Source organism: Anaerohalosphaeraceae bacterium, from assembly GCA_037479115.1.
Lineage (GTDB): Bacteria > Planctomycetota > Phycisphaerae > Sedimentisphaerales > Anaerohalosphaeraceae > JAHDQI01.
Genome location: JBBFLK010000002.1, coordinates 1 through 12,323, shown reverse-complemented (window position 1 = coordinate 12,323; position 12,323 = coordinate 1). Strand labels below are relative to the sequence as shown.

11 protein-coding genes and 1 tRNA gene are annotated in these 12,323 nt (G+C 53.6%); 8 read left to right on the top strand and 4 right to left on the bottom strand.

What is annotated here, in order from left to right; translation table 11 throughout:
* Positions 1-78 precede the first annotated feature (78 nt).
* The 6 genes from WHS88_01025 (at position 79) to WHS88_01000 (ending at position 7,936) form a co-directional block, all read left to right on the top strand.
* Complete coding sequence (locus tag WHS88_01025) at positions 79-1,176, top strand: hypothetical protein (protein ID MEJ5258755.1); 1,098 nt, start codon at positions 79-81, stop codon at positions 1,174-1,176.
* Positions 1,177-1,179: 3 nt separating this feature from the next.
* On the top strand, positions 1,180-1,689 hold the full coding sequence (gene lptE / locus WHS88_01020; protein MEJ5258754.1) for an LPS assembly lipoprotein LptE: 510 nt from the start codon (positions 1,180-1,182) through the stop codon (positions 1,687-1,689).
* A 76-nt stretch (positions 1,690-1,765) separates the two neighbouring features.
* Positions 1,766-3,709: an ATP-dependent zinc metalloprotease FtsH gene (gene ftsH, locus WHS88_01015; GenBank protein ID MEJ5258753.1), complete on the top strand. Its 1,944-nt coding sequence runs from the start codon at positions 1,766-1,768 to the stop codon at positions 3,707-3,709.
* Between the two features lie 130 nt (positions 3,710-3,839).
* A complete protein-coding gene (locus WHS88_01010) occupies positions 3,840-5,732 on the top strand; it encodes a hypothetical protein (protein ID MEJ5258752.1) in 1,893 nt (630 codons plus the stop codon).
* A 215-nt stretch (positions 5,733-5,947) separates the two neighbouring features.
* On the top strand, positions 5,948-6,457 hold the full coding sequence (locus WHS88_01005; protein ID MEJ5258751.1) for an Hsp20/alpha crystallin family protein: 510 nt from the start codon (positions 5,948-5,950) through the stop codon (positions 6,455-6,457).
* Between the two features lie 90 nt (positions 6,458-6,547).
* Positions 6,548-7,936, top strand: a complete 1,389-nt coding sequence (locus WHS88_01000; protein ID MEJ5258750.1) for a Do family serine endopeptidase — start codon at positions 6,548-6,550, stop codon at positions 7,934-7,936.
* A 59-nt stretch (positions 7,937-7,995) separates the two neighbouring features.
* Here the strand turns inward: WHS88_01000 and dnaA are convergent, their stop codons facing one another.
* A complete protein-coding gene (gene dnaA / locus WHS88_00995) occupies positions 7,996-9,312 on the bottom strand; it encodes a chromosomal replication initiator protein DnaA (protein ID MEJ5258749.1) in 1,317 nt (438 codons plus the stop codon).
* Between the two features lie 219 nt (positions 9,313-9,531).
* Here dnaA and ftsY point away from each other — a divergent pair, with 219 nt between their 5' ends.
* Positions 9,532-10,455, top strand: coding sequence for a signal recognition particle-docking protein FtsY (ftsY, locus tag WHS88_00990; protein MEJ5258748.1), 924 nt, complete (start codon positions 9,532-9,534; stop codon positions 10,453-10,455).
* A gap of 118 nt (positions 10,456-10,573) precedes the next feature.
* Positions 10,574-10,644: transfer RNA gene (locus WHS88_00985), tRNA-Gly, on the top strand.
* 95 nt (positions 10,645-10,739) lie between these two features.
* On the opposite strand, the gene WHS88_00980 is transcribed toward WHS88_00985, so the two are convergent.
* The 3 genes from WHS88_00980 to WHS88_00970 form a co-directional block, all read right to left on the bottom strand.
* Complete coding sequence (locus WHS88_00980) at positions 10,740-11,159, bottom strand: hypothetical protein (protein ID MEJ5258747.1); 420 nt, start codon at positions 11,157-11,159, stop codon at positions 10,740-10,742.
* Positions 11,160-11,335: 176 nt separating this feature from the next.
* Positions 11,336-11,722, bottom strand: a complete 387-nt coding sequence (locus WHS88_00975; GenBank protein MEJ5258746.1) for a hypothetical protein — start codon at positions 11,720-11,722, stop codon at positions 11,336-11,338.
* 20 nt (positions 11,723-11,742) lie between these two features.
* Positions 11,743-12,323 (bottom strand): RHS repeat-associated core domain-containing protein (locus WHS88_00970; protein ID MEJ5258745.1); only part of this gene is annotated, 581 nt, incomplete at its 5' end.

The window sequence follows — 12,323 nt, the reverse complement described above, 5'->3', positions numbered from 1 at the left end:
AAGCGGCGATTTCGGCGATATAATGTCGAGTATCTGGACAGGTCCGGGAAGATATCCTGCGGTTGGAAGGATTGTAAGATGCTTAAAGGCAAGAGATTAGCGTTTTTTGGATTGTGGGCGGTTTGCGTTCTCTCTGTGCCCGGCTTTTGCGGACAGACGTTTCGATTAACGCCTGATTCAGGCTGGCAGGAGGTTTCCGGCAGTCCCGAAGGGCAGTTTCTGCTGAAAATTTCGGAAATCAAGCAGCAGATCGAGCAGGGCGACCGGGCGGCGGCCGAACGGGCGCTGGATAGTTTGGAAACAGATTTTCCGGTATTTTCGGGTCCGGATTTAACTCTTTATATTCAAGGGGAAAAGCAGTATATTCGAAATAACTGGTCTAAGGCGGCTAAGCAGTATAAGAAATGTCTGACGGATTATCCGGACAGCCCGCTTCAGGCGGCGGCGGCCGAACGGCTCTATTCGATCGGGGCGGCCTATATGGGGGGCCAGAAGCGCCCGTTTCTGAAGATTTTTCGTCTGCCGGCTTATGAAGAGGGAGAAAAAATCCTGCGGGACTTGGCCGACCGTTGGGGCCGGGCGCCGCTGGCCTATCGGTCGCTGATTACCATTGCGGAAAATCAGGAGCGGCGGGAGCAGTATCTGGATGCCTATCAGACCTGGGCGGAGATTGCAGACCGCTGGCCGACGGGTGAGAGCGGACGGATTGCCCTGCTGCGGATGGCCCAGACGCTGCATGCGTCGTACCGAAGTCCGCATTATGATGCGACGGTGCTGCGGGGAGCCTCGAGTTATTTTGAGGATTATCGGAAACGGTATGAGGCCAGCGCGGCGGAACTGGGAATCGAGCAGACTCTGGAAATGATTGCAGAACAGCAGGCCTACAAGCTCTTTTTTGTGGGGCTTTATTATGAGCGGGCGGAACAGACCGGAGCGGCCCTGATGTATTATCGAAAGGCCCTGGACCAGTATCCTCAGACTCGAGCGGCCCGAATGGCCCGGGAGCATACCTCCGCTTTGGAAGAGGGCCGCAGTCTGCTGCCGCCGAAAAGTCTGCGGCGGAAGCTGGCCGATGCCGGAGCGAATTTCCTGGACCATTGGTTTGGATTGGGGTACGTTTTGGATTTGCCGACGGGAAAAGAACCGAAAGAAACGAATCCTATGGAGGGCGTCTGACCTATGCGTAAGGGACGGCACGAATGGATTCTGCCGGCGGCGGTGTGCGGACTTCTGATGACGTTCGGATGTTCCGGATATACCAACCGCTGGCCGTATCCGGAACAGATACGGACGGTGTATGTAGAGATGTTTGACACATCAGACTTTCGGCGGGGGTATGAGTATCTGTTGACGGATGCGGTGTGCAAGCAGATTGAGGCCCAGACGCCTTACAAGATTGTATCGGACCGGAAGGCGGCGGATTCAATTCTGAGCGGGACAATCCGGACCGGGCAGGGGGTTTTGGCGGTGGACCGTCATACCGGCAAGCCCCTGGAGCAGGAGGCCCTGGTGCGTGTGACATTTACGTGGAAAGATCTGCGGACAGGGGAGGTTCTGATTAATCAGGAGACGGTGGCGGCTTCGGAGCCCTATTCGGGTTTCTTAAGTCAGGATTTTGAATACTCGGCCGCCCGGGCTGTGAACAAGGCGGCGCAGCGTCTCGTAGAGCGGATGGAATCGGGCTGGTAACCGGCGAAAACAAAAGAAAGTCTCTTATTAACCAAATAATTACGGTTCAGAACCGGCAGGGAAAAGACAAATATCTATGACAGAAAAAGAATCCAAACGCGGACCAAAAGTTCCGCTTCCGAATTATCAGCGGGGTCCTTTGAGCTGGCTTTTGATTGGGCTTGTGCTGATGCTGATGATTTCGACGCTGATGCGGATGCAGCGGGTCCAGGAGCTGACGTATTCTCCGGAATTTCTGGACCATGTGCGTGCCGGGCACGTCAAGTCCGTCGTGATTCACGAGGGCAAGGGCAAAATTCTCGGAGAATTTGACCCGAAATTTGTTTCGGACGGCAGGCCCGCCCGGTTTGAGGTGTCTGTGTCGGAGGTGCTGAAGGATGAGACCCTGCTTCCGCTGCTGGTTTCGCAGCGGGTGGAGGTGAAGATTCAGAAGCCCGATATGTGGGCTCCGCTGCTTTGGAATTTGCTGCCGTTTATCCTGCTGGTTGCGCTGATTTACTTTTTCTTTATCCGGAACATCCGCACGGGCGGCGGGATGCTGATGAATTTCGGCCGCAGCAAGCATCGGGTTCAGGGCAAGAATACCAAAAAGACCTTTGATGATGTGGCGGGGATTGAAGAGGCCAAAGAGGAGGTGGCGGAAATCATTGAATTTTTGAAGAATCCCAAGAAGTTTCAGAAAATCGGCGGCCGAATTCCCCGCGGGGTTTTGCTGGTGGGTCCTCCCGGCTGCGGCAAGACGCTTCTGGCTAAGGCGATTGCGGGTGAGGCGGATGTGCCGTTTTTCAGCATTGCCGGCAGCGATTTTGTGGAGATGTTTGTCGGGGTAGGAGCCAGCCGCGTGCGGGACTTGTTTCGGCAGGCGAAGGAAAACTCCCCGTGCATTATTTTTCTCGATGAGATTGATGCCATCGGGCGCAAGAGAGGGCCGGGCTTTGTCAGCGGGGGCCACGATGAGCGGGAGCAGACGCTCAATGCGATTCTGGTCGAGATGGACGGCTTTGACACGAATGACCAGGTGATTGTGATTGCGGCGACAAACCGGGCGGACATTCTGGACCATGCGCTGACGCGTCCGGGACGGTTTGACCGGCAGGTGGTGGTGCCGCTGCCGGATTTGAAGGGGCGGATGAAGATTCTTCAGATTCATGCCCGGCGGGTCAAATGCGGACCGGATGTGGATTTTGAGCGGCTGGCTCGCGGCACGCCGATGTTCAGCGGAGCGGAGCTGGAGGCGCTGATTAATGAGGCGGCCATCAGTGCCAGCATGCAGAACAAGGATTATGTGGAGATGAGCGATTTGGAGGAGGCGCGGGATAAGGTACGGTGGGGCCGTGCCAAGCGAAGCCGGGTGATTGATGAGTATGACAAGCGGCTGACGGCGTATCATGAGGCCGGCCATGCCCTGGTACAGTCGCTGCTGCCGGATGCCGACCCGCTGCACAAGGTGAGTATTATCCCGCGGGGGCCGATGGGCGGGGCGACATTTGCACTGCCGGAAAAGGACCGGCTGTATTATTCGAAACGATTCTGTCTGGCGCAGCTGCAGATTTGTTTTGCCGGGCGGATTGCCGTCAAGATGGTTTTCAACGACATTGACAGCGGGGCTTATTCCGACATCCGGCAGGCCACGGCACTGGCTCGCCAGATGGTGACGGAATGGGGGATGGGGGAAGAAGTCGGGCCGGTCTATTACGGAGCGGACGGGTCCGATACCTATTTTTACGGTCCGATTGGGGTGGACTACTCACAGAAGACGGCGGAATTAATTGACCGGGAAATCAAGAATCTGCTCGATTCGGCCTATGCAAAGGCGGAAGAGCTGCTCAAACAGCATCAGGATAAGCTCCATGCCCTCGCAGAAGCCCTGCTGAAGTATGAAACGCTCGATGCAGAGGAGGTCAAACTCATCATCAGCGGAGGCAAACTGGAAAAGCCGACGGTCTCGGACCTGCTGAATATGGAGCAGAAAAAGCTTTCATCGTCATCCGGGCGGGTGGAAGAGGACTGGAAGGACTGAATTCTTCAGCCTGCCGGAGCAGTCGGTTCAGGGCGGGACGTTTATGGGTGCTGCATCGAAGTTAAGCCGGCGGGTTTTCAATACTCTTTTATTTGTTTTGCTTTTCCCGCTGTTCGGAAAAGCTTCCTCGGTGAGTGAGCCTGCCGGGGTCGGTTCTTTTTTTGTGATTCGGGTTGTTGATGAGCAGACGGGACGGGGGGTGCCGCTGATAGAGCTGAAGACCATCAACGGAATTTCCTTCTGGACGGACAGTCAGGGGGTTATTGCCTTTTTCGAGCCGGGCCTGATGGAGCAGGAGGTGTACTTTTCTGTACAAGGGCCGGGATATGAGTATCCCCCGGACGGGTTCGGGAATCGGGGGGTAAAGCTGCGTGTGCAGGCGGGGAAAACGGCCCAGGTCCGGGTCAGGCGCGTGAACATTGCCGAACGACTATACCGCATTACAGGGCAGGGCATCTATCGAGACAGTCTGCTGGCAGGTCTTCCGGTGCCGGTGAAAAATCCCGCCTCCAACGGACAGGTGATGGGGCAGGATTCCGTACAGACCTGCTGGTACAAAGACAGACTGTACTGGTTTTGGGGGGATACAAACTGTCCGTTTTATCCGCTGGGAAACTTCGCGACCTCCGGGGCGGTATCTCGGCTGCCGCGGCAGGGCGGGCTGGACCCGGCTGTCGGTGTGGACCTGCACTATTTTACAGACCAGAGGGGATTTTGCAAAAAGATGGTGCCGATGCCGGAGGAGGGGGTTGTTTGGATTGAGGGGGTCTGTTCCGTGAAGGATTCGGAGGGGAAGGAACATATGACGGCGTTCTTTTCCCGCCGAAAAGGGCTGACGGAGGCGCTGGAATACGGTCTGTTGGATTATGACGATGCGTCCTGTCAGTTTCGTCCGGTGCTTCGAAGCGAAAAGAATCCGTTTCCGTTTGACGGTGTCGGTCATCCGTTAGGGGCGGTCTGCGGCGAAAAACACTATTTTTATTTTGCTGTGCCGTTTCCCCTGGGTGTTCGAATGCGGATTCCGAACCGTTGGGAGGATATGGTTTGTCCGGAACGGTATGAGATTTATACGGCACTGGATGAATCTTCGGCCCGTTCAGGCAAAAGGCCGGCAGGACGCTGGGTTTCTTGGGGCGAATTGCAGCGTCAGTGGAAATCAGCGGATGACCTGAAAAAAGCTCTGCAGAAAGAAATACAAAGCACCGCTGTTTTGTCAGACATCCGGAACGGTGCTTCCGTGATTCCTCACAGCGGTTCGGTCTATTGGAACGACTACCGGCGGAAGTGGATTCTGATTGCCGTTCAGCAGGGCGGGGACTCCTCCTATTTGGGGGAGGTATGGTATGCAGAGGCCGACACGCCTGTTGGACCGTGGGGATATGCTCAGAAAATTGTCTCGCACGAGCGGTACTCCTTTTACAATCCGAAGCATCATCCGTATTTTGACCAGCAGGGAGGGCGGATCTTTTATTTTGAGGGGACGTACAGTTTTACCTTCTCCGGTTCGGCGGAGACGGCTGTGCCGCGCTATGATTACAATCAGATTATGTATCGGCTGGATTTGTCGGAGGAACGGCTGCGGCTTCCGGAGCCGGTTTATGAAATTCACAGGGATAAGGGGCCGGAGTATCTGTTTGGGACACAAGTACGAACAGAACAGAAGGACAAAAGCATTGCAGGGATAGCATTCTGGGCCGTCAGTCCGAAACGGGCCTTCCAAGGGCTGATTCCGATTTATGCAGAAAGGATGGAAGACGGGCAAGTCCGATTCAGCAAAGAATCGGGCGGCGGGACGGGAAAACCTCTTTTCTATGCCATGCCGACAGGGACGGCCAATTCAAGTCGTGCCCTCGTTCCCTTGTTTGAGTACAGACACAAGACAGCCGGTTTGATTTGCTATTCGGTTGAGACACAACAGGGAGCAGAGTGGGAAAAAAGTTCAGAGCCGCTCTGTTTTGTCTGGAGAAATCCGGTTGAAAAATGGTCAGCGGACTGGGAAGCGCGGCCGTGGATTCCGTGGTAAGGTCGAAACATTTCTTTTCAAGGCCTGACGGGTTGTCTTGTCATTTTGGCAGGATTTCCCTAAAAAACATCGGAGATTGGAAATTTCATATCTTTTTGTATTACAAAGAGTTGCGGTTGATTGTTTTTTCTGGCACGGATTTTGTATTATAGAAAAATGACGGTTGAACAAGAAAAACAAATCAATCGTAATCGAAAGAAAGGGAGGTGAGATCTATGGCACTGATGGAATTGGTACCTTGGAGAACAGGACGGAGAAATCTTTCGGTACGTGGCAGCGAGCTTGACAATCCTTTCGTGGCGCTGCAGCGGCAGATGAGCCGACTCTTTGATGACTTCTTCAGTGATTTCGGTCTGCAGCCCTGGAAAGGGTGGACGGGGTTTGACGGCGGATTCTATCCTCGGATGGATGTGGCTGAAACCGATAAGGAAATCACGATCACCGCCGAACTGCCCGGGATTGACCAGAAAGACATCGAGATTTCTCTGACGGACGGCGTTCTGACCCTGAAAGGGGAAAAGAAGCAGTCGTCCGAAGAGAAGAAAGAGGGCTACTATCATTCCGAGCGCAGCTTCGGTGCCTTCAGCCGATCGGTGGCGCTGCCTGTGGAGGTGGACGAAAACAAGGTGGAAGCCACATACAAGGACGGTGTCTTGAAGATCCGCCTGCCCAAAACCGAAAATCAGAAAGCTCGTGCCAAGAAAATCGAGGTCAAAGCCGGATAAAACCGGCTTTCCCAAAGAGGGCCCGGAAGGCCCTCTTTTTTCTTTTTCTTTATTTTTACAATGGACACTTGATTGGAAAGGAAGGAAGCAATGTTTACGAACATCCGGAGTCGAGCGGTCTTAGCGGTTCTTGCTGGAATTTGGATGCTGAGTGTGCCGGTGCGGGCCGGGTCGGAAGAACTGGCGGAGCTGAAGCGAACATCAAGGGCTTTTACGGAGGCGGTCAAAAAGGCCCTGCCTGCGGTAGTTGCGGTACAGTCGGAATATACGGTGCAGGCCATCAGATACCGTTCCCCGTTTGAAGACGACTTTTTTGAGAGATTTTTCGGGCCGAGATTTCGTCTGCCGATGCCGCGAGAGGAGCGGCGCATCGGTCAGGGGTCCGGCTTCATTATTTCCGAAGACGGTTATATTCTGACCAATCACCATGTCGTGGCGGATGCCTCCAAAATTACAATTCTGCTTCACGACGGGCGGCGCTTTGAAAACGTAGAGATTGTTGGTTCGGATGACAAGGCAGACCTGGCTTTGCTGAAGATTCCGGATGTAAAGGGCCTTCCGACTGTGAAAATGGGCAATTCCGATTTGCTCGAAGTCGGGGAATGGGTCATTGCTGTCGGCAACCCGTTCGGTTTAACCGAGACAGTCACCGTCGGAGTAGTCAGCGCCAAAGGCCGGCGAATTCGGGGTGATGATACCGGGGTGTATGAAGATTTTATTCAGACGGATGCGGCGATTAATCCGGGCAATTCCGGGGGACCCCTTTTGAACATCGACGGCGAAGTGGTGGGCATCAATGCGGCAATTGTTACAGGCGATACAGGCGTGCGGGGTTATATGGGCATCGGACTGGCGGTGCCGATTAATATGGCCAAGTCGATGGCCGAGCAGATGATCCAGACGGGCAAATTTGTCCGCGGGTATGCGGGAATCGGACTGCAGGATTTGACGGAGGATATTGCCCAGGGTCTGGATTTAAGGGTTCGCCGCGGTGCGATTATTACGCAGGTGTATGAAGGGTCCCCGGCGGAACAGGCTGGTCTGCAGCCGGATGATATTATCATTTCGATTGACAACCGGGAGATTCACAGCAGCCAGGATGTGCGAAATGTCGTCGGTTATTCGGCTCCGGGGACAAAACTAACCTTTGTAGTGCTTCGAAACGGGCATGAGAAAAAAATAGTTTTGACTGTCGGAACTCGTCCCGTCGCGGAGGACATGATTGATCAGCTGGGCATTCAGGTCAGGAACAGTGATGACGGGACCGGCGTAGTCATTACGGAGGTTAAAGGGGACAGCAACGCAGCACGAGTAGGACTGCGGTCCGGTATGGTGATTTTGAGCGTCAACCGGGAACGAGTCAATTCGGTCGCAGACTTTAAAGAAGCCCTTCGAAAGGCCGAAGGAAGGGACAAAGTGATTTTGTCTGTTCGGGCTGACCGGATGACCTATTATGTTGTGCTTCCGCTGAAGAAATAAATCTCTGCGGTCGTCTTTGGATGGTTCCAGGCATCGAGCCAGACGGCTCGATGCCTTTTTTATTGTTTTTGGGCCAGTTGGCGTGTAAGGTTTTCAATCCGCAGACGAATCTGTTCATCGCGTTTGAAAATTTCTTCAATTTTGGAGCAGGCATGCAGGACGGTGGAATGGTCGCGTCCGCCGAGGTGGCCGCCGATTTCTTCCAGGCTGTGGCGTGTGAGCTGACGGCCCAGATACATACAGATTTGCCGGGGCAGGGCGATGCTTTGACTTCGTTTTTTGCTTTGCAGGTCAGTGATTCGAACATCAAAATCGCGGCTGACAGCTTCGATAATATCGGCCATGGTGATGGAACGCTGGGCTGCCGTCTGCTGAATGCCGAGGGCCTGCCGCGTCAGTTCGGGGGTGATGGGCTGGCCGAGCGTTCTGGCGGTGGCGTAAAGAACGGTCAGGGCCCCTTCGATTTCCCGAATATTGGACTGGACATGCTCGGCAATCAGTTCGGCGATGCCCTCCGGCAAATGGATGCCGCGCAGTCCGGCCTTCTTTTTGACAATGGCAATGCGGGTTTCATAGCTGGGCGGGTCCAGCCGTGCGACAAGACCCCATTTAAAGCGGCTGATGAGACGCTCTTCGAGAGAGGGAAGCTGAGCGGGCGGGCAGTCGGCGGTCAGAATGATTTGACGGCGGTTGTTGTAGAGGGCATTGAAAGTATGAAAAAACTCCTCCTGGCTCTGCTCGCGTTCGCGAAGAAACTGGATGTCATCGATGATGAGGACATCGACGCTCCGATGCTGATTTTGAAAATCGGCCAGCCGACCCTGTTCAATTGCACTGATAAATCCGTTGACGAACTGTTCACAGCTCAGAAAGCGGATGGACAGACCGCCGTTGTTTTCGCGGGAGGCATGGCAGACGGCATGAAGAAGATGGGTTTTGCCCAGCCCGACACTGCCGTAGAGAAAAAGGGGGTTATACACCGTGCCGGGATTCTGGCTGACGGCAATGCAGCTGGCATGAGCCAGTCGGTTGCAGGGGCCGACAACAAAGTTGTCGAATGTGTAATCCGGATGCAGACGCAGACCATCCGGGAAGGACGCCGGCGTTTCCGGACCGGACCCGACAGGGTGAGCCGAACGGAAGCTGATGGAGACCAGATATCCGGTAATTTTTTGAGCGGCTTTGGTAAAAACGGACAGACAATGGTCATTCAGGTAGTCGGCTTTGGTCTGGTCGGGACAGCCGATATCGAGATGGCCGCCGCTGAAGGACAGCACCGTCAGGTCGCTGAACCAGGTGCGGACGTTGACGGGGTCCGCCGTGCGGACTTCTTCAAGAATCTGCTCCAAAATGTGTGCCGTTTCCTGCTGCTTCACTATACTGTTTCCAAGAGGACGGGGCAGAAGATTTTTGTAAGAACCCTCCTGTCCTTGCTGTTTCCAGACAAGGTACTGTATCGTTTTTCGGCGGTTCTGTCAATGTGAAACTGTCGGAGGCGGCGGGAAAATCATCAGGATTGGACTTGAAAAAGCTGGGGGATTTTGGCACACTGACGGCCGTGTCAGTGTCGAAAAAATAATCGAATGTGGAGCCATATGGGTTTCTTTACAAAAACGGTTCAGTATCTCCGTGAACATCTGAGCAAGACGCGCAGCAAAATTGCCTCCGGGCTGGCCGCCGTGCTCGGGTTGGGCCGGGATTTGGATGAAGAGATTCTCGAGCGTCTGGAAGAGACGCTCATCAGCGATGATATCGGGGTGGAAACAACCCAGCGGCTGATTGAGGATTTACGGAATGCCTACAAGAAGAAGGAGATTGTCAAGACCGATGAGGTCATTCCGTTTTTGAAGGAGCATATCAAAAACTACTGGCCTGCGGAGGACCGTCGGCTGAAGACGGCAGCTGCCGGCCCAACCGTGATTCTGGTGGCGGGAGTGAATGGGTCGGGCAAGACGACAAGCATCGCCAAACTGGCGTACATGCTCAGCCGTGGAGGGAAGAAAGTGATTGTGGCGGCCTGCGATACGTTCCGGGCGGCGGCGGTTGAACAGCTGAGTATCTGGGCGGAGCGGATTGGGGTTCAGATTGTCAAGCACAAGCAGGGGGCGGACCCGGCGGCGGTGGCGTATGATGCGGCGTCGGCGGCACTGGCTCGCCAGGCGGATTTTTTAATTTTAGATACGGCGGGCCGACTTCATACGCAGAAGCATTTGATGGAGGAATTGACCAAGATTCGAAACGTCGTTTCCAAACATATCCCCGGTGCACCGCACGAGGTGCTGTTGGTGGTGGATGCCACGACGGGGCAAAATGCCATTCAGCAGGCCAGGATGTTTACCCAGGCGATTGATGTGACGGGGATTTTTTTGGCGAAACTGGACGGAACGGCTCGGGGGGGAATCGTAATTGCCATCAAAGATATGCTGAATATTCCGGTGAAGTTTGTCGGGCTGGGGGAAACGCCGGAGGATATTGCCGAATTCGACCCGCAGGAGTTTGTGGAGGCCCTTTTCAGTTAGCGGCCGGAATTTTCTTGACAAAATTTCTCGGTTGTCTTATAGGTCAGGGCTGATGGAACGAAAACGACTCCTGCTCAGAGTCGGTAAGGGTTGTAAAGTCTTTTGAGCATAGGTTTTAGCGGGCGTAGTTCAGTGGCAGAACACCAGCTTCCCAAGCTGGATACGCCAGTTCGATTCTGGTCGCCCGCATGAATTCAGGACGACAAATCCCCGAATTATTTTATTTCGTTTCAGCAAGAACCGCAGGGATTGCCGCCGTCCCCGGAGAAAAGTTGTCTGCGAACTTATTTTCTGCGGCGTAAGCTGACTGTCCCATCGCTCCACAGAATGAAATCTTTCCGCGCATAGGAAGCTTCGCGGCCCGGTTTAAAGATAATTTGTACAACAGGAGCTTCCGGATTGCCCAGCTTTTCCGGATACCAATAAATCATAGCCGCTTGCTGTTCCGAGAAAAACAGCACTTGCTCCTGAACACGCCTGTCATCTATATACTGAGAATAGAGATGCGAAAGCAGCGGAGGCAATTTTCCGTCGTTGTCTGATGAATATTTCAGCAAAGCTCTATGGATATCGTACAGCAGTTTGACGCACTCTTTCTCCCAGCGAAGAATTTGCTCCGCCTGCATTAGGGGATACAGAATCGCACCCGCCCCAATCAACACCAGCAGTCCGAACCCAATGGAGAGCAGCTTTGACTGCGACATTTTTTGTCCTTTTCTTATCCGTCAGCTGCCGCACCGACCCCCAGCCCGTCATAGTGATAATACGCATTGACGCCCGAGCGATTCATCGAAATCAGGCCATTTCCGTAGGTATAAACCGCCTCTATTCTGTCTGCATTATCCGTTTCTGCAAAAATGAAACCGGTGATAAGCCGGCTTTATTGTTTCGGCGTCATTTCTGTTTTTGCCCGGTATTGAAAACAGCAAATCAGGGAGAGGATGCATATCAGCAATACTTCGATAATGAGTTCCAGCATAAACTGAATGTGCAACCCCTGCTGATATTTTTGCACTATCAAAGCCGTATTTACAAATAACGCCAAAAAGAAGACTGTCAGCTGTTTGTTGTTTTTAAGAGATTTCAAAAGGATGAACAATCCCGATGAGTAAACAATTATTATAATGACTATCTCTAAAATCGAGACAGCCCATAAATAAGCCTGACCTTCAAGTCGAACCAGAAGAGGCAAAGTGATTGCTAAAAACAACGGGATGAGAAGAAAAACGGTTATTCCGCCGATTATGCCTGCTATCAGGCAGGACATTCCAATTCTCCTAAGGTGATTCATATCTCCTTGCTTTGCTCCTTTTCGAGTCGAGGTTTTTGCGGAATTGTTTTCCCCGGCCCCGGGAGGCTGGGGCCAAGTTTTCCCTCTGATGATGCACAAGTATTTCGACACGCTCCATACCATGCAAACCAACCCGGCCAAGTATTAGGCCACGATCTGCCGAGTATTCTTTTTGAGAAGGTCTCGGCACAGCATTTCATGCATTGAGCAATCAAGTCTGTCGTACCGCATAGCCCCTTCGGCTTGGGTGTTTGCCGCCATTTATCGCATTCTGATTTTTTCGTTTTCAAGCCGGGTGGGTCAACGTTGTTTACCGGATTGTTTCTTCCGTACAAATACGGATGGAGGGCTTGGGGAGATTCATCCAGATTCAGATAGGGCAGCAGCCAGCCGACATAACCCTGAAGCCGGACCGGGGTCAGAATCGGGTCGCGGGAGAGGAATCGGCCGAGGGCGGGGGCGTAATAGCGGGCGAGGAGGAAAATCAGGTTGTCCGCCTCGGTGAGCTGGCTTTCGCCTGTGAAGCCGTAGGGATTGTCGGCCGTCTTAGCACATCTGTTTATGCGGTTATGCATTC